This is a genomic window from Ruegeria sp. YTSB088 (assembly GCF_059609825.1).
Genome location: NZ_JBXWMM010000002.1, coordinates 1 through 18,612, shown reverse-complemented (window position 1 = coordinate 18,612; position 18,612 = coordinate 1). Strand labels below are relative to the sequence as shown.

At 58.5% G+C, this 18,612-nt stretch carries 16 protein-coding genes; 6 read left to right on the top strand and 10 right to left on the bottom strand.

Annotation, left to right across the window (positions count from 1 at the left end; translation table 11 throughout):
• Positions 1-2 precede the first annotated feature (2 nt).
• Positions 3-1,823, bottom strand: a complete 1,821-nt coding sequence (locus tag AC2FFA_RS02960; RefSeq protein ID WP_496849857.1) for an ABC transporter ATP-binding protein — start codon at positions 1,821-1,823, stop codon at positions 3-5.
• Between the two features lie 285 nt (positions 1,824-2,108).
• Here AC2FFA_RS02960 and AC2FFA_RS02955 point away from each other — a divergent pair, with 285 nt between their 5' ends.
• The 3 genes from AC2FFA_RS02955 (at position 2,109) to AC2FFA_RS02945 (ending at position 5,890) form a co-directional block, all read left to right on the top strand.
• Positions 2,109-3,815 carry a peptide ABC transporter substrate-binding protein gene (locus AC2FFA_RS02955; RefSeq protein ID WP_496719227.1) on the top strand — a complete coding sequence of 569 codons (1,707 nt, stop codon included), beginning with the start codon at positions 2,109-2,111 and terminating at the stop codon, positions 3,813-3,815.
• 94 nt (positions 3,816-3,909) lie between these two features.
• Positions 3,910-4,917, top strand: coding sequence for an ABC transporter permease (locus tag AC2FFA_RS02950; RefSeq protein WP_117868375.1), 1,008 nt, complete (start codon positions 3,910-3,912; stop codon positions 4,915-4,917).
• Complete coding sequence (locus tag AC2FFA_RS02945) at positions 4,910-5,890, top strand: ABC transporter permease (protein ID WP_117868374.1); 981 nt, start codon at positions 4,910-4,912, stop codon at positions 5,888-5,890. Before AC2FFA_RS02950 ends, AC2FFA_RS02945 begins: the two co-directional genes overlap by 8 nt.
• A gap of 7 nt (positions 5,891-5,897) precedes the next feature.
• On the opposite strand, the gene AC2FFA_RS02940 is transcribed toward AC2FFA_RS02945, so the two are convergent.
• The 6 genes from AC2FFA_RS02940 to AC2FFA_RS02915 form a co-directional block, all read right to left on the bottom strand.
• Positions 5,898-7,034, bottom strand: coding sequence for an MFS transporter (locus AC2FFA_RS02940; RefSeq protein WP_117868373.1), 1,137 nt, complete (start codon positions 7,032-7,034; stop codon positions 5,898-5,900).
• Between the two features lie 68 nt (positions 7,035-7,102).
• Complete coding sequence (locus tag AC2FFA_RS02935) at positions 7,103-8,380, bottom strand: DUF3422 family protein (protein WP_299894655.1); 1,278 nt, start codon at positions 8,378-8,380, stop codon at positions 7,103-7,105.
• Between the two features lie 107 nt (positions 8,381-8,487).
• Positions 8,488-8,844 carry a VOC family protein gene (locus AC2FFA_RS02930; RefSeq protein ID WP_496849853.1) on the bottom strand — a complete coding sequence of 119 codons (357 nt, stop codon included), beginning with the start codon at positions 8,842-8,844 and terminating at the stop codon, positions 8,488-8,490.
• Between the two features lie 162 nt (positions 8,845-9,006).
• Positions 9,007-10,458, bottom strand: coding sequence for an NAD(P)(+) transhydrogenase (Re/Si-specific) subunit beta (locus tag AC2FFA_RS02925; RefSeq protein WP_496849851.1), 1,452 nt, complete (start codon positions 10,456-10,458; stop codon positions 9,007-9,009).
• Between the two features lie 13 nt (positions 10,459-10,471).
• Complete coding sequence (locus tag AC2FFA_RS02920) at positions 10,472-12,043, bottom strand: Re/Si-specific NAD(P)(+) transhydrogenase subunit alpha (RefSeq protein ID WP_496849849.1); 1,572 nt, start codon at positions 12,041-12,043, stop codon at positions 10,472-10,474.
• A gap of 129 nt (positions 12,044-12,172) precedes the next feature.
• Entirely contained in the window at positions 12,173-12,622 is a 450-nt protein-coding gene (locus tag AC2FFA_RS02915; RefSeq protein WP_117868368.1) for a methyltransferase family protein, read from the bottom strand.
• 174 nt (positions 12,623-12,796) lie between these two features.
• Here AC2FFA_RS02915 and kynU point away from each other — a divergent pair, with 174 nt between their 5' ends.
• Positions 12,797-13,990, top strand: coding sequence for a kynureninase (gene kynU, locus AC2FFA_RS02910; RefSeq protein ID WP_496849847.1), 1,194 nt, complete (start codon positions 12,797-12,799; stop codon positions 13,988-13,990).
• Here kynU and AC2FFA_RS02905 read toward each other — a convergent pair.
• Entirely contained in the window at positions 13,983-14,561 is a 579-nt protein-coding gene (locus AC2FFA_RS02905) for a TetR/AcrR family transcriptional regulator (RefSeq protein WP_496849845.1), read from the bottom strand. The two genes, kynU and AC2FFA_RS02905, sit on opposite strands and share 8 nt — an antisense overlap.
• A gap of 99 nt (positions 14,562-14,660) precedes the next feature.
• Here AC2FFA_RS02905 and AC2FFA_RS02900 point away from each other — a divergent pair, with 99 nt between their 5' ends.
• Together AC2FFA_RS02900 and AC2FFA_RS02895 are read left to right on the top strand one after the other, a co-directional pair.
• On the top strand, positions 14,661-15,125 hold the full coding sequence (locus tag AC2FFA_RS02900) for a (2Fe-2S)-binding protein (protein WP_496849843.1): 465 nt from the start codon (positions 14,661-14,663) through the stop codon (positions 15,123-15,125).
• Positions 15,126-15,128: 3 nt separating this feature from the next.
• Positions 15,129-17,369 carry a xanthine dehydrogenase family protein molybdopterin-binding subunit gene (locus AC2FFA_RS02895; protein WP_496849841.1) on the top strand — a complete coding sequence of 747 codons (2,241 nt, stop codon included), beginning with the start codon at positions 15,129-15,131 and terminating at the stop codon, positions 17,367-17,369.
• Positions 17,370-17,427: 58 nt separating this feature from the next.
• Here the strand turns inward: AC2FFA_RS02895 and AC2FFA_RS02890 are convergent, their stop codons facing one another.
• Positions 17,428-18,237: an autotransporter outer membrane beta-barrel domain-containing protein gene (locus tag AC2FFA_RS02890; protein WP_496849839.1), complete on the bottom strand. Its 810-nt coding sequence runs from the start codon at positions 18,235-18,237 to the stop codon at positions 17,428-17,430.
• Positions 18,234-18,612, bottom strand: a 379-nt coding sequence (locus AC2FFA_RS02885) for a hypothetical protein (protein WP_496849837.1), incomplete at its 5' end; no start/stop codon positions are given. The genes AC2FFA_RS02890 and AC2FFA_RS02885, both read right to left, overlap by 4 nt.

The window sequence follows — 18,612 nt, the reverse complement described above, 5'->3', positions numbered from 1 at the left end:
GGTCAATACCCGCTGTCGGTGGTCAGAATGAAGTGCCCGGCCTCAACCTCTCGATATTGCGAAGGTTCCGGCGCGTAGTCAGTGGGATGAATCGGAGATGGGATCGGTTTGAAATTCAGATCCTTTTCCGATTTCCGCTTGTTCGGGTCCGCAATCGGAACCGCCTTCATCAGCGCCTGTGTATAGGGATGCTGCGGGTTCTCGAATACCCGCGCCCGTGGCCCAAGTTCGACAATTCGACCCAGATACATAACCCCGACATAATGGCTGACCCTTTCAACCACGGCCATATCGTGACTGATGAACAGATAAGACAGGCCCAGTTCGGACTGCAATTCCATCATCAGGTTCAAAACCTGCGCCTGCACCGACACGTCGAGGGCCGAAACCGCCTCATCCGCGATGATAAGCTTGGGGTTCAGGGCCAGAGCCCGCGCGATGGCAATCCGCTGCCGCTGACCGCCCGACATTTCATGCGGGAACCGACGCATGAAGCTGCGCGGCAGTTGCACCTTGTCGAACAGTTGCGCCACGCGGTCCTGCAGTTCCGATCCCGATGCCACGCCATAGTTGCGCATCGGCTCGGCCACCTGATCGACCAGCTGCATCTGCGGGTTCAGCGAGGCGAACGGATCCTGAAAGATCATCTGCATGTCCAGCCGCGCCTTGCGCAAGCCAGACGGATCAAGCTTCATGATATCAACACCGTCCATATCAATCTCGCCCGCCAGAGGCTCGACCAGTCGCAGGATCGAGCGCCCCGCCGAAGACTTGCCGCACCCGGATTCGCCGACAAGACTGAGCGTTTGACCTTTGTTCAGTGTGAACGAGACATCCTCGACCGCATGAACGTTCGAGATCGTGCGCCGCAAAAGCCCGCCCTTGACCGGGAACCGGGTCGTCAGGTTCTTGACGGTCAGAAGAACCTCGTCTGTGCCCGGGATCGGTGCAATATTCTGCCCTTCGACCCCCAGCAGTTTCATCGGCTCGGGCGCAAATTTACCCTGCATCTCGCCCAGTTTCGGCACCGCGGCCAGCAAGGCTTTAGTATAGTCGTGCTGCGGGTTTTCAAAGATTTCTTTGACGGTGCCTTCTTCGACCTTGTTGCCGCGGTACATGACGACGACACGGTCGGCCATCTGGGCAACCACAGCCATATCGTGGGTGATGAACATCACAGCCGTGCCTGTTTCCCGCTTGAGGCGGTCCATCAGCGCGAGAATTTCGGCCTGAATGGTCACGTCAAGCGCTGTGGTGGGTTCGTCGGCGATCAGCAGGCGCGGCTCACAGGCCATAGCCATCGCAATGACAACGCGTTGACGCATCCCGCCCGACAGCTCGTGCGGATACTGTTTCAGGCGGCGCTCAGGCTCAGGTATGCGAACCTGGCGCAACAATTCAAGCGCCCGCGCTTCTGCCTGTGACTTCGACATTTCCTTGTGGATACGCAGTCCTTCGGTCAACTGGCGACCAACGGTGAAAACGGGGTTCAGGGCGGTCATCGGCTCCTGAAAGATCATCCCGATTTCATTGCCGCGAATCTGTTTCATCAGATCCTGATCGACCTTGGCCAGGTCCACTTCATCGCCATCGCGACGATCAAACAGCAGCTCTCCGCCCGCGATTTTGCCGCCACCGAACTCGACCAGCCGCATCAAAGACAATGACGAAACCGACTTTCCCGAGCCTGATTCGCCAACGATACAAACGGTTTCGCCTGGTTTGACCTCGAACGAGACGTCCTCAACGCCGACAACAGGACCGTCCTTCGTCTGAAACTCCACCCGTAGTTTTCTGATTTGAGCAATAGGCTGATCCAGCACGTGCGCGCTCCCTTGACGACGTTATTCTTGTTCTGAATGCCGAACGCTACGGCGGGCCACCGGGAAAAGTCAAACCCATTACACATTTTCGCGACGGCACCACTTGCATTTTTCTCAAGTTCTGTTTCGATACCCAACGTAACCGGCTTGGGGCGGCGGTGCCAACGGAAACCGTTAGCGCTATTATCTTTGATAGTCAAAGCCTTAACCCAAGACGGCAACGCCAAACCCGCAGGCCTTGCGGAGATAATCGAGACACGAACGTGTCCAATTCGGGAGTGACTTATGAAAATCAAAACCCTTTTGCTTGGTGCGATCGCAAGCACGGCAATGGCCCCCGCGGCCTTTGCCGAGCGCGGTTCGGACGGCAATGTCAGCATCATCTATTGGCAGGCTCCGTCGATCCTGAACCCGTTCCTGTCCGGCGGCACGAAAGACGTGGAATCAGCTTCGCTGGTGATCGAGCCTCTGGCCCGCTACGATCAGGACGGCAACATGGTGCCGTATCTGGCGTCCGAGATTCCGACCGTGGAAAATGGCGGTGTCAGCGAAGATCTGACGTCGATCACATGGAAAATCACGCCGGGAATCAAGTGGTCGGACGGCTCTCCGTTCACCGCCGCTGACGTGAAGTTCACCGCCGATTACTGTATGCACCCGGAAGGTGGCTGCGCGCAGGTGACAAAGTTCGAAGGCGTCACCTCGGTCGAAGCTGTTGATGACCTGACCGTCAAAGTTACCTTCGACAAGCCAACACCGTTCCCCTATGGTCCGTTTGTCGGCGGCGAAAGCCCGATCATTCAGGCCGCACAGTTCGCCGATTGCCTTGGTGCGAAAGCGCCTGAATGCACCGACCAGAACTTCAACCCCATCGGAACCGGCCCATTTGTCGTCACCGAGTTCAAACCGAACGACGTGATTACATTCAAGGCAAATGACAATTATCGTGACCCGGCCAAACCGGCCTTTGCGACTGTGACCTTCAAGGGCGGCGGTGACGCAACTGCTGCTGGTCGTGCCGTCATGGAAACCGGTGAATTTGACTATGCCTGGAACCTTCAGTTGGCGCCTGAAGTGATCGCACAGATGCAGGAAGGTGGCAAAGGTACGCCGGTTGCAGGCTTCGGCCCGCTGGTCGAGCGTATCATGATGAACCAGACCAACCCGTCGCCCGACCTGCCGGAAGGCGAGCGTTCGACCGCAAAGCACCCGCACCCCTTCCTGAAGGATCCGGCCGTTTACAAAGCCATGTCCATGGCCATCGACCGTCCGCTGCTGGTGGAGATCGGCTATGGTCAGGCTGGTAAAGTGACCTGCAACTGGGTTCCGGCGCCTGCCGCGTTCAACTCGACCTCGATGACCTGCGACACGCAGGATATCGAAGGCGCGAAAAAGCTGTTGGATGATGCGGGTATCGTGGATACCGATGGCGACGGCGTTCGCGAAAAAGACGGTGTTCCTTTGAAAATCGTCTACCAGACCTCGACCAACGCTGTCCGTCAGGACTTCCAGGCGCTGATCAAGGAGTGGTGGAGCCAGATCGGTATCGAATCCGAACTGCGCAACATCAACGCGTCGGTCTTCTTCGGTGGTGACCCGGGCTCGCCTGACACCTTCCAGAAGTTCTATGCTGACGTTGAGATGTACGCCAACACCTTCAACGGCACCGACCCGCAGTCCTATCTGGGCAACGGCCTGTGCGATAAGGCACCTCGCCCCGAGACCCAGTGGCAGGGTGAAAACATCAGCCGCTTCTGCAACGAAGAGTTCGACAAGCTGCACGGTCAGCTGGCTGAAACTGCGGGTCTTGAGCAACGTGCCGAGATCGCGAAAAAGCTGAACGACATCATGGTTGAAAACGGTGGCATGATCCCGCTGGTTCACCGTGGTCGTCTGTCGGCGCACGCAAACACCCTGGGTGGCGTTGTCCTGAACGTTTGGGACAGCGAGCTGTGGAACATTGCGGACTGGTACCGCAAGACCGGTTCCTAAGCCCTGACCTTGCAAAACCGCGCCCCGATCGTTATCGGGGCGCGGTCATTTGCATACCACCCCAACAAGAAGACGCATATAAAGGCGCCTCTTAATGCTTAATTTTACAATCAGACGACTGGTGCTGGCGGTTCCAACACTGCTGTTCATCAGCCTCGTCATCTTCCTGCTCCTCGAACTCGCACCCGGCGATCCGATGGCGCAGGTTCCGCTCACCGTTCCCCCCGAAGTCAAAGAAAAGATGCGCGAGGCGCTTGGCCTCGGCCAGCCGATGCATATCCGGTTCTGGAAGTGGATCGTGCAGTTCTTCTGGATCGAACCGCAGGTTCTAATCGACTCGATGTTCGGTACAACTTTTTCCGAAGGCGACCTGCGCGTGATATCCTGGCAGACCCGTTCGCCTGTCATGGACATCGTCGTTCAGCGGATTCCCCAGACCCTGTGGGTTGTCGGCACCGCCTACGTGGTCGCCATCCTGATCGCCCTGCCTATCGGGATCTATTCGGCTTATCGTCAGTATTCCTGGTTTGACCAGATGGGTACTTTCGTGTCGATGGTCGGTTTTTCTGTCCCGCCCTTCTTTTCGGGTGTGCTGGTGATCGTAATCTTCTCGGTCCAACTGGGCTGGTTCCCGTCGATCTATGACACCACGCTTGTGGTCAACAGTTGGGACAGCTTCATGCTGCAGCTGAAACAGATGATCATGCCCGTCATGGTTCTGGCCCTGCAAATCACGGCGCAGCTCAGCCGGTTCATGCGCGCCTCGATGCTGGACAATCTCAATCAGGATTACGTCCGAACCGCCCGCGCCAAAGGCCTGAGCGAATACACGGTGGTCATGGTCCATGTGCTGCGGAACTCGATGATCCCCGTGGTGACGGTTATTGCGCTGGGTATCCCGGCTATCTTCGGTGGCGCCATCATCACCGAACAGGTGTTCAAGGTGAATGGTATCGGTCAGTTGCTGATCGGGGCAATTCAGGCAAACGACCTGCCCATGGTGCAAACCCTGACCTTCATCTTTGCCGTGTTGATCGTCCTGTTCAACCTGATCGCGGACGTTCTCTATGGCATTCTGGACCCGAGGATTCGCTATGACTGATCATGATCGTACCGATACGCTGGTCCCGGACGAAGGGCTTGCTCCTGCCTCGACCGCACTGCCGACTGCTGACGTGATGGAAGAACTTGCCACCCCACCCCGCAGCCAATGGCGCGATGTGTGGGATCAGTTCAAGACACACAAAGGCGCAATGATCGGGGCGATCCTGTTCATCTTCATCGTGGCGGGCGTGTATCTGGGGCCATATCTCTGGAGCATTGATCCGACGCAGATCGATATCCGAGCCCGAAATCAGGGACCCAGCTGGGGGCATCCTTTCGGCACGGACCAACTGGGCCGGGATATTCTGGCCCGCATGATGTCGGGGGGGCAAACTTCGGTATCCGTGGGCATCACAGCGATGTTGCTGGCGCTGTTTCTGGGATCGTTCATCGGCGTTCTGGCGGGGTTCTTCAGACGGCTGGATGGCCCGCTCATGCGCCTGACCGATCTGTTTCTGGCCCTGCCCCTGCTGCCTTTGCTGCTGGTCATGATGCTGCTCTTCCGCGAGCCCCTGTCGGCCGCGTTCGGGCTGGAGCGTGGGATCTTCATCCTGATCGTCTGTGCCATCGGCATCACTTCGTGGATGCCTACAGCACGGATCGTACGCGGTGACGTGTTGGCCATCAAAGAGCGCGAATTTGTTCTGGCTGCCCGGTCCATCGGCACCAGCAATTCGCAGATCATAGCGCGGCATATCCTGCCGAACGTGTTGTCTCCGATCATGGTATCGGCGACGCTGGGGATTGCCACGGCCATCATCACCGAAAGCGCGTTGTCGTTCCTGGGCTTGGGCTTCCCACCTGACTTCCCGACATGGGGCCGCCTGCTGTTTGACGGTGTCGATTATCTGCAGCAATACCCCGAGCGCGTGTTCTGGCCCGGTCTGGCGATCTCGCTTACCGTTCTCAGCGTCAACTATCTGGGTGACGGTCTGCGCGACGCGCTGGATCCGCGCATCCGCGGTCGTTGAACTAAACCTAGCCGGCGCGCTTCAGTGCGCCGGCCAACAGTACGATCAGAACGGCCAATGGCAGCAGTACGGCAAAAGCCAAACGCAGGCCGAACAATTCCGCCAGAAGACCGATCAACGGCGGCCCGATCAACAGCCCCCCATACCCCAAAGTCGCAACGCTTGCGATGGCTTGCCCCGGCGGCACATTCGGATCGCTGGCCGCCCGGCTGAATGCCAGCGGCATGATCACGGCATAGCCTATTCCCATCAAGGCAAACCCGGCCAACGCAGTCAAAGGCGTCGCCGCAGAAACCACCGAGAAAACCCCGAACGCGGCGCAAATACCGCCGAAACGGGCCGTAACGACCGGGCCGAACCGCGTGATAACAACGGCACCTGCAAGTCGAAACGCCACCATGGTCACTGAAAACACCGCATAGCCCAAGGCGGCGACACTTTCAGATGCCGCCGTGATGTCACGCAGATAAATCGCGCTCCAATCCGCGACGGCCCCTTCCCCCAAGGCACCGCACAGGGCCGCAAAGCCGACCAGTATCAACGTGCCGGACGGCAACGCAAAGACCGAGCTTTGGGGGCCATCGGATCGTCTCGACGTCCAGCTTACCGTTGATGAGGCAAGTGCCAGACCAACAACCACACCACCAGCAAAGAGGAAATGCTCAAGAACTGTTAGCCCCATCTGAACCGCAACATATCCGCTGAGTGCGCCAAGACCGGCCCCAAGGCTCCACATTGCGTGGAAAGAGGACATTACAGGTTTGTCGTACGCCTGCTCAACCTCAGCGGCCCACGCATTCATCGCAACATCCATGGACCCGTGGAAGGCGCCAAAGATAAACAGGAACACCGCCAGCCCCCAGAACCCATCAGCCAGGGCAAGCAAGATCAGCGACACTGTGTACAGAACCGCAATGATCCGGGTGATTGCGACAGCGCCGAAACGATCCGTCAGTCGCCCGGTTATCGGAAACGAGCAGACGGCCCCCGCCGCCATGAACAACAGACCGTATCCCAGTGCCTCATGAGACAGTTCCAACCTGTCTCGCACGGCGGGAATGCGTGACGCCCAGATCCCGAACAGGGCACCATTCAGAATGAACATGGCGGCGACAGCACGCCATGCGGCAACTACGCTTATCATATGACTCCCTCGCTCTGCGTTCCAAGTGCCCGCTTTCTACAGGCCAGATGAAACTTGGCAATTGCGGCTTAACCGAGCCGTTTGCGAATACGTCGGACCGCGTACCACACCCCGGCGACAACAGGGATCGTAACCGCCGCTGTCAGCATGCCTTTGCTGATGCCAGAGGCCGTCAACGGATACAAAAGGTAGCTGACCAGCGAAACCGCATAATAGCTGATGGCAACGACAGAAAGCCCCTCTACCGTGTGCTGCAAACGAAGTGCCAGATCGGCGCGACGGTCCATGCTTTCCAGCAACGCCTGGTTTTGCGCGCTGCGTTCAACATCCACCCTAGTCCGCAGCAGTTCACCAGCACGGATGGCCCGGTCCGACAAGGCCTGAAGGCGGCGTTCCGTAGATTTCACGGTGCGAATTGCGGGGTCATAGCGACGCATCATAAAATCGGCAAAATTCTGACCACCCTCGAAACGCTGTTCTCGCAACACTTCGATCCGCTGGTTGACGATAGCCTCATAAGCGCCCGTGGCGCCGAACCGGAAGGAGCACCGGGCCGACAAAGTTTCGAGTTCAATCGACGTTGACAGCAAATCCTGCAAAAGCACGTCAGGCTGAGCCGAGTTGTCGGTCATCTGCCCCATCAACCGGGTGAGTTGCCCGTCCAGTTCCCCGATACGCGGCATCAGCTGCTTGACGCGCGCAAAACCCAGCATCGACATCGCCTTATACGTTTCGATTTCGCATAGTCGCTGAATAATTCGCCCCGTCCGGCGCCGTCCGGTGCCCTCGGCCACGAATAAAGCAAAACGCATATGTCCTGCCGGATCGATACGAAAGTCACTGGCGCAAATGGCGGCATCGTCCAATACTCTGGCCACGGCCAGGCTTTCCGGCTCGAACCAATCCAGCAGTTTTGACTTCACCACATCGTCACTTTCGCGTTTAACGACGCGCACCATCGCTGACGTTACCCTTTGCCCCGGGCTGGCCATCAGCCAATCAGGCGGAAAGACTTCAAAGTCGGCCGGGTTGAAGGCGCGATCACTCACGTTCTGAGCGATCGCGGTGTAGGTCACGAATTCGGTATGCTGCTCCCACTTCAACCAGTGGCGACCAATCTGACCCGCGTAATGTGTTGCATCAGGTTGAGGATGCTGCGCGCCGTGGCGGTCCAGCAGGTCGATCAAGTGAGCCAAATCCTCACGACGATCACGAGCGACCGCAGCCTCTGGTTTCTTGATCGCCAGAAAGACCACCGTACAGGGCATTGACGCGACCGGGAACGGTCGAGCATGCAGTTCATTGGCCAGCGCATAGCGAAGGGGATGGTCATCTATCGGTGTCATTCAGGGCTCCGCCTCGTCACGCGCACTATACGACACATAAACGATACATCAATTATCTTTTTATTTCATATACTTACAAGGATACAATAGTATACAACACTGCTATCTCATTGATTTGGCTGCCACAGCTCGATGGGGTTGCCTTCGGGATCATGAATGCGGGCAAATTTTCCAACCTCGCTGTCCCAGTCCGGATCGGCTTCCACTGTAATTCCAGCTTGCTCAAGCTGCGCCGTCATCGCGGCCAGATCATCAATACGGAAATTGATCATCCACTGCTGATCGGCCCGACCGAAGTACTCGGTGTCCTCGGCGAATGGCGCAAAGACCGTATAGCCTTCACGCTGCTTCCAGGGCACGGGGTCATAGTAATTGACGCCCAGGTGCTTCTCATACCAGGCGCTCAACGCCTTTGGATCGCGGGCGCGAAAGAACACACCGCCAATGCCGTTCACCTTCTCCATCTTCGACCTCCTGCAATCCTCGGCTCCACCCCAGACTACCACACTCCGCCTGCTTCATCTGGCTGGAAATATCCCGGGGGTTTTGGGGGCAACGCCCCCATGCACACTCAAAAAGAAAAGGGCGCCCTAAGGCGCCCTTTGCACTCTGATCAAACCTGGCGATCATTCGATCATGGGCAGCAGCTTGTCCAAGCTGGCTTTTGCGTCGCCGTAGAACATGCGGGTGTTCTCCTTGAAGAACAGCGGGTTTTCGATGCCCGAGTACCCGGTGCCCTGACCTCGCTTTGACACGAACACTTGCTTGGCCTTCCAGCATTCCAGCACCGGCATGCCGGCGATGGGGCTGTTGGGGTCTTCCTGCGCCGCAGGGTTCACGATGTCGTTTGAGCCGATGACGATGGCCACATCGGTGTCCGGAAAGTCATCGTTGATCTCATCCATTTCCAGAACGATGTCATACGGCACCTTCGCCTCGGCCAGCAATACGTTCATGTGGCCCGGCAGACGTCCCGCAACGGGGTGGATGGCAAAGCGTACGTTCTTGCCTTGCGCCCGCAGCTTGCGCACCAGTTCGGAAACCGACTGCTGCGCCTGTGCCACGGCCATGCCGTAACCGGGGATGATCACCACGCTGTCGGCATCGTTCAAGGCCGCAGCCACACCGTCGGCCTCGATGGCGATCTGCTCGCCTTCAACGGCCATCTGCTCACCCTGCGGGCCGCCAAAGCCACCCAGGATCACGCTGACAAAGTGACGGTTCATCGCCTTGCACATGATGTAGGACAGAATCGCACCGGACGAGCCCACCAGCGCACCCACCACGATCAGCAGGTCATTGCCGAGGCTGAAGCCAATCGCCGCAGCCGCCCAGCCCGAATAGCTGTTCAGCATCGACACAACCACCGGCATGTCGGCCCCGCCGATGCCCATGATCAGGTGATAGCCGATGAACAAAGCCGCCAGCGTCATCAGGATCAGCGGGAACAGGCCCCCTGTCGATGTGTACCAGATCAGGCAGATCAGCGAGAGACCTGCCGCCGTCGCATTCAGCGCATGGCCACCGGGCAGCTTGGTCGCTGCCGAGGTCACTTTACCTGCAAGCTTGCCATAAGCGACGACCGAACCGGTAAAGGTGATCGCACCGATAAAGATGCCCAGGAACAGTTCCACATGCAGGATTGCCAGCTCAGCCGGGGTTTTCTTGGCGATCAGTTTGGCAAAAGCGCCCAGATCGGACAGGTCCGCCTGGCTTGCACTGTCAGCAATGGCCATGACCTGCGCCACGTTGCCAATCTCGAAATGGGCGTTGAAGCCAACGAACACGGCCGCAAGACCGACCAGCGAGTGCATCGCAGCCACCAGTTGCGGCATCTCGGTCATCTGGACGCGCTGCGCCACATATTGACCGATCAGGCCACCGCCGATGATCAGCAGGATGGACAGCAGCCACAGACCCGAGCCCGGACCCACCAGGGTAGCAAACACCGCCAGCGCCATACCGACGATACCGTACCAAACCGCGCGCTTGGCGCTTTCCTGGTTCGAAAGGCCGCCGAGCGACAGGATGAAAAGGACAGCCGCAACAACATAAGCGGCAGAAGTGAAGCCAATCATATGCCCGACCTCCTTAAGATTTCTGGAACATGGCGAGCATGCGCCGGGTGACAAGGAAGCCGCCGAAGATGTTGATCCCGGCCATGAACACGGACAGTGCCGCCAGCAGAATAACCAGGAACGACCCCGACCCAATCTGCATCAAGGCCCCAACGATGATGATCGACGAGATCGCGTTGGTGATCGCCATCAGCGGTGTGTGCAGGCTGTGCGCAACGCCCCAGATCACCTGGAAGCCTACAAAGATGGCCAGCACAAAGACGATGAAGTGCTGCATGAAGCTCGCCGGAGCGATCAGCCCCACCAGCAGCATCAGCGCGCCGCCAATCCCCAGCAGGGTGAACTGCTGTTTGGTCTGCGCTTTGAAGGCCGCAACCTCCTGCGCCTTTTTCTCTTCCGGGGTCAGTTCCTTGACCTCGGGTTTCTTCTGCGCCGCGATTGCCTGCACCTTGGGTGGTGGTGGCGGGAAAGTGATCTCACCTTCATGCGTCACGGTCGAGCCGCGGATCACGTCATCTTCCATGTCGTGATTGATCTGACCGTCCTTATTGGGCGTCAGGTCCGTCATCATGTGACGGATGTTGGTGGCATATAGCGAGGAGGACTGCGCCGCCATCCGGCTGGGGAAGTCGGTGTAACCGATGATGGTCACGCCATTGGGGGTTACGACCTTTTCGTCAGGCACCGTGCCTTCGACGTTTCCGCCACGCTCAGCCGCAAGATCAACAATGACCGAGCCCGGCTTCATTGCCTTGACCATATCTTCCAGCCACAGCTTTGGTGCCGGGCGGTTGGGGATCAGGGCCGTCGTGATGACAATGTCTATTTCCGGGGCCAGTTCGCGGAACTTGGCCAGCTGCGCATTGCGGAACTCTTCTGACTGAACCGAAGCATAGCCACCCGTGGCTGCACCATCCTGCTGGTCTTCTTCGAAGTCCAGATAGACGAATTCCGCCCCCATCGATTCGACCTGTTCGGCCACTTCAGGGCGCACATCGAACGCGTAAGTAATCGCGCCCAGCGAGGTCGAGGTCCCGATCGCGGCCAGCCCTGCAACACCGGCGCCAACGATCAGCACCTTGGCAGGCGGCACCTTACCGGCCGCCGTCACCTGACCGGTGAAGAAACGGCCAAAGTTGTTGCCAGCTTCGATAACCGCGCGGTAACCCGCGATGTTCGCCATCGAAGACAGCGCATCCATTTTCTGCGCCCGCGAAATTCGCGGCACCATCTCCATCGCGATAACATTCGCGCCCTTGGATTTGGCCAGCTCCATCCCCTCTTCGTTGCCCGCAGGATTGAAGAAGGAAATCAGCGTCTTGCCCTTGGTCAGACGTTTCAGCTCGGTCTCGGTCGGGATCCGAACCTTGGCGATGATATCTGCGGTTTTCCACAGCGACGCTGCGGTCTTGACCACCTCTACGCCCGCAGCCTCATACGCCGCGTCCGAAAAACCGGCGGCAACACCCGCTCCTTTTTCGATCAGGCACTCATAGCCCAATTTTTGCAGTTGCACGGCCGAGTCCGGTGTCATCGCGACCCGGTTCTCGCCGTCCAGTATTTCCTTTGGCGTGCCTATCTTCACTGGCAGTCCCCCTAATTCTTACTCTGTCTGAGCGGGTGATCGGTATTCTTTGTTAAGCAAAGATGTATCCTGCGCAACATTATTTCGCAAGCGCAGCATTTCTGACGTGATGTCATTGCAGAATTCACCCTAGATCCAGCGCCGTGTCTTGCGTTCATAACGCGCGAAGTCGGCGCGAAAGGTTCGACGTAGGCGATCTTCTTCCGGCAGGATGAACCGACGCTCCAACACCCAGACGAAGACTGGTACAAGAACCAGGGACAATACGGCGTCAAAACGAAGAATAAGACCTGCAAGGATCAGAACATCGCCTGCATAGATCGGGTTCCGACTGCGCTTGTAGATACCTGATTGCACCATAGACGACGGTGTTTCATGCGGAACGACAGTTGTCTTGTGGCGGCGGAATTCGACCACTGCCAAGACAGCCATCAGGAGGCCACCTCCGATCAGCACCCCGCTCAGAAGGTCCGTCAAACCGCCCTCAAGCGACAGGCCGAGTTTCAGATACTTGGCCTGCAACCAGGCAAGCCCAGCAAAAGCAATCAGCCAAACCGGCGGCACATCTATCCAGCGCATGCAGAGCCCTCATTGAGTGACGACAAGATCGAGCACATGTCGCATCTGAGCGATGTCCTACCGCTTTTGGGTCAAAATGGCAAAAGACCAGTATGTCGCATCGCATGGACTCACATTTGAGGATCGACTACCTCAAAAGCAATCACCGACGTTCACACAAGTTAGCGAGCCCTCATGACTGATTTTGCAGCAACCAAAGCCATGTTCGACCTGCCCGAGGGTGTCATCTATCTGGATGGCAACTCTCTGGGCCCTCTGCCGAAATCGGCAGGCGCGCGAGTACAAAGGATGCTGACCGAAGAATGGGGCCAAATGCTGATCACCGGATGGAACAAGGCAGGTTGGATGGGCTTGCCCACCGGGCTTGGCGACCGGATTGGTCGTCTGATCGGAGCAGAGCCCGGCAGCGTGGTGACCGGGGACACTTTGTCGATCAAGGTCTATCAGGCCCTGGCTTCGGCCCTTGAACTGAATCCGGATCGCAAAGTGGTTCTGTCGGATAACGGGAACTTTCCGTCGGACCTGTACATGGCGGATGGCCTGTTGCGGTCACTCGGCGACGACTACGAATTGCGGATTGTCGATCCCGAATCCGTAGCCGACGCGATCACCGAAGAGGTCGCCGTTCTTATGTTGACCGAGGTGGATTACCGCTCGGGCCGCATGCACGACATGAAGGCGCTGACCGAACTGGCACATGCCAACGGTGTAGTGACAGTCTGGGATCTGGCCCATTCCGCAGGGGCCATTCCCGTGGACCTTTCAGGGTGCAACGTCGATTTAGCGGTTGGGTGTACTTACAAGTACCTCAACGGAGGACCCGGCGCACCGGCCTTCATCTATATCGCACCCAGATTGGCAGACAACACACGCCCTGCCCTGTCCGGTTGGCTGGGGCACGAAGCGCCCTTTGCCTTCGATCTCGATTACCGCCCCGGCAACGGCATTGAGCGGATGCGGGTGGGAACGCCACCCATCATCCAGATGACGGCATTGTCGGCCGCCATGGACATCTGGGATATGGCGGACATGACCGACGTTCGCGCCAAATCGGTTGAACTGACCGAGCTTTTCATAGAACGCGTCGAGGCAACCTGCCCGGATCTGCAACTGGCCAGCCCACGCAATCCAGAGCTGCGTGGCAGCCAGATCTCGTTCCGTTTCAAGGAAGGGTATGCCGCCATGCAGGCCCTGATCGCCCGCGGCGTGATCGGAGATTTTCGTGCACCCGACATAATGCGGTTCGGCTTTACACCTTTGTATATCGACGAAGGCGATGTCGAACGCGCCGTCGAGATTATCGCCGATATTATGCAGAACCGCCTGTGGGACACGCCCGAATACAAGATCCGTCAGCGCGTTACCTGACTTCGAGCCCGGCGCCAAAAAGGGCCGCGACCTGCGCGACCTGCTGCTCATAGACCTCGGCACCGGCACCGATCAGCTTTAACCCCTTGAGTGTGGCGGTGATCGTCCGTCCGGTCTCCGCCGCATCAGCCAGCAGGCGCACCCGGCCCGATTGTTCCTGACGCGTTAGCCAGTCCGCATAGATACCTGCCAATTTGGCCTCACCCACTGCGATGATTTCGGAAGACAGGGACTTGGTGTTGTCCAGCATCTCAAGCCCGTGGGGTGAGGCCAGAATTTTTGCCATCCCTTCGGTCTGCGCCTGAACTGCACGGGTCAAAACCTCGGGCACCGACCCCTGCGTCGCCAGCGCTTCGGCCACCGCGACGCTCTTTTCGGCATAGTACAACTCAGTCAGCTTGCTGACGATCGCCTCTTTATTCTTGTAATGCAGATACACCGCCGGCCGAGACATCCCCGCGCCGCGCGCGATGTCGTCCATTGAGGTCTTTCGGTATCCGTAAGTGGAAAAGGCCTGAAACGCCGAATTCAGGATCGCCTGTTGCCGTGAGCCGTCACTGTTATCTTTCATGCCTGAAGATCTGACATTTTTTGCTCAATTTGTCAATTGACACCCTGACACTTTTGTACAATTATGTCAGCAACCAGCCACAGCAACACGAGGTGCGCCATGGCGACGACCCTGAAGATCAACGGAAAGCAACATCAGGTGGATCTGCCTGATGACGTCCCACTTCTTTGGGTTCTGCGGGATGAGGTCGGCCTGACCGGTACCAAGTTCGGCTGCGGCGTGGCCGCATGCGGGGCTTGCACCGTGCAAATCGATGGCGAGGCCGTGCGCTCGTGCCAGGTGGCGCTGTCGGATGTCTGGGGTGACGTGACCACGATCGAAGGGCTCGGCTCACCGGACGCGCTGGCCACGATCCAACAGGTCTGGATCGAACATCAGGTCGCGCAGTGCGGATACTGCCAGTCGGGCCAGATCATGCAGGCCGCTACATTGCTGGCGGAAAACCCGGACCCCTCTGACGCAGACATCGACGAAGCGATGCAGGGCAACCTGTGCCGCTGCGGCACCTATCCCCTTATCCGCGCAGCGATCCATGACGCGGCATCCAAGCTGAAGGAGGCGTAAGCAATGGCTTCCGTTGGAAAAATCCTCCGCCGTACGTTCCTGATCGGCTCTGCCGCGATAGTTGGCGGCGTGGCCTTTGGCACCTATTACATTACCCGCCCCGCGGCCAACCCCTTGAAACCCGGCGAGGGCGAGGCGGCACTGAACCCGTTTGTGTTGATTGACCAGAACGGCGTCACCTTGTTCGCGCCCCGCGCGGAAATGGGTCAGGGCGTCCGAACCACATGGGCCGCGCTGATCGCCGAAGAACTGGATGTCGATCTGGATCAGATCACCGTTCTGCACGGTCCCGCTGCGGCGGCCTATTACAACTCGGCCCTTGTGGGCGAAGGGTTGCCAAACAAAGGGTACGATATCTCGAATTTCCAGCACAATCTGGGCGAGGCACTGGGCGTTCTGGGCAAAACGCTCAGCCTGCAAGTCACGGGTGGCTCGACCTCGATGAAAGATGGGTTTGACCGGATGCGGCAAGCCGGTGCTTCGGCTCGTGAAACACTGAAACGTGCTGCCGCAGACCGGTTGGGTGTCGACCCCTCCGATCTGAAAACGGCGTCAGGCCATGTCATTGCCCCCAACGGCGACAAGATTGCCTATTCAATGCTTGCCGAGGATGCCGCCGGGCTGGAGCCCGTTGAGATGCCGTTGCGAGACCCGTCTGAATGGCGTTATCTGGGCCAAAGCCAACCGCGTCTCGACATGGTGGGCAAGGCGACGGGCACCGCTGAATTCGGCGTCGATGTTCGCCTGCCCGGCATGAAATTCGCCAGCGTCCGAATGAATCCCAAACTGGGCGGTGCAATGAATGGTTTTGACGACAGCGCCGCAAGATCCATGCCCGGGGTTGAGAAGGTTGTCGATCTGGGCACAGGCGTGGCCGTGATCGCAAGCAACACATGGTTGGCCAATCAGGCGGTTGAGGCCATTGACGTTGATTGGGGCGACGCGCCCTATCCGCCGGAAACCGAGGGCATCTTTGCCAGGATCGCCGAGGCGTTTGACGACGCACCGAACTCGACCATGCGCGACGACGGCGATGTCAGCGCAAGCCCGGAAAACGCGACGGAAATCACCGCCGAATATCGCGTGCCCTATCTGGCCCATGCAACGATGGAGCCGATGAACGCCACCGCGCTGTTTACCGGCGACGCTTTGGAACTGTGGTGCGGAAACCAGGCCCCGACCCTGATCCAGTTCCGCGTTGCCAACACCGCCGGTCTGGATACCGAAGCCGTCCAAATCCACACCACCTATCTGGGTGGCGGGTTCGGTCGCCGCGGAGAACTGGATTTTGGCGAAATCGCCACCAAGGTTGCCATGGCCATGCCCGGCACGCCGGTTCAGACAACCTGGAGCCGCGAAGAAGACATGCGTCACGACTATTTCCGCCCCGGCGCCATCGCCCGGATGCGCGGCGCGGTTCAGGACGGCACGGCCGTTCTCATAGACGGGAAGGTCGCTGCGCAATCTCCGACCCAACAGGCGGTCGAGCGCTACACAGGGTTCCCCGGCGGCGGCCCCGACAAAGTGCTGGTCGAAGGTTTCTTCAACCAGCCCTACGCAGTACCGAATTACCGCATGAGCGGTCACATTGCTGATCTGGCTGTCCCCGTGGGCTTCTGGCGCTCGGTCGGCAACAGCCATAACGGCTTTTTTCATGAGACATTCATGGATGAGATGGCTCACGCCGCAGGCCGCGATCCGCTGGAGTTCCGGCTGGATCTGATGAAGAACGAACACGCGCCGTCGGCGGGATGTTTGGAAGCCGTGAAGGAGATGTCAGGCTGGGCCGGCCAGACGACCGAAGGCGTCGGCCGCGGCGTGGCCTTCACATATAGCTTCGGCACCCCGGTGGCTCAGGTCATCGAAGTGGTCGACGAAGACGGCACCATCCGCATCAGCAAGGCCTGGATTGCCTGCGACATGGGGCTGGCGCTGGACCCGGAAAACGTCAAGGCACAGATGTTCGGCGGTATGATGTACGGCCTGTCTGCCGCATGTTTCGGCGAGATCACCTTTGCGGAAGGCGAAGTCGAGCAATTCAACTTCCCTGACTATGACGCGATGCGAATGCACACTGCCCCGCAGGTCGAGGTGCGCGTACTGGAAACCAATCGGCATATGGGCGGCGCGGGCGAACCCGGAACACCGCCTTCGATGCCGGCGCTCGGCAATGCGCTTTTCGACCTGACGGGCAAGCGCGCACGCTCGCTTCCGCTGATCAATCAGTTCAACCTGCTGGTCTGATCGTTTTGGCGCCGCCTCTTGACTTGAGCCGGCGCCCCCCTTTTTCGCCCCTTGAGGTTCAGAAGCTGACAGAAAGAAAAACGGACGCTTCGGTCGTATCCAAATCATCTTCGAACAAACTCAGATATCCCAGTGTCGCCTCGACATAAACGGCCTCACTCGCGCGCCCGCGCACCCCTAAACGCGTGGCCCAAGTCAAGTCGGTCTGGGATCCAGCGCCTAATCCAACATTGTCCCGGTCGAACCAGTATGTCGCGCTCAGCGTCGCAAAAGGAGACACGATCGATCGCGAAGTGACAAATGGCCTGATGATTTCCAACTCAGGGGTTAAGGCGCTGTAAGTCGCTGAAGCAACTTCGCCAAATATGTTGACCGGAACACCTGCCACAGTGCCGCTCAGATCATAGTCTTCTGCGCTGTAGTTATAATAGTCAAAGGCAATCGACGGACGTAACAGGAAATTCCCGGCCTCGTACTGACCGATCGCCTCCAGATTGGCTCGCCACCGGGTCCGGTCGAAATCGCCACTTAAGCCCAGCACGTTCACATCCGTCGAAAACTCGCCGACGGTCGCCAGTCCATTCAGCACCCATCTCTCTGACATGCGCCAGGCAAAATAGGGGCCCGCAGCAAGCCCTTTAGTGTCTTGTCTGAATTGACCCTGAAACCCTTCGACATCAAGGTTTTCATATTCAACCTGAAATCCAACGACCAAGTCCGGCCTGACAAGCCTGTCAAACCCTGCCGCAAAATAGTTGTCATTTATGTCGACTTCTCCGACCCCGCGCGTGTCTTCGATTTCGGTATAAGTGAAATCTGTCCATACATTCCATGTGGACGGCAGCGCGAGATCTCGGCCTTCGGTCAAAGGAGGGCCCACAATAGGAGCAGTAACAGAGGGATCACATAATGCCGCGTCAAGTTTACCCGGCGCTGCGTCAACACACTCAACACCGACAGCGTATACCCCGTCAGCAGCACTTTGTGGTCGAGTACGAGGTACAGCGGCCGCAGTTCCACCTCCAGCAAAACCACCACCAGAGCCACCGGAACCGCCACCGGAGCCACCAGAACCACCTCCGCCACCGGAGCCACCTGAACTGCCACCGCCGCCAAAGCCGCCGCCGGAGCCACCGGAACCGCCACCGCCGCCAAAGCCGCCGCCAGAGCCACCTGAGCCGCCTCCACCGCCAAAGCCGCCGCCAGAGCCACCTGAACCGCCTCCACCGCCAAAGCCGCCGCC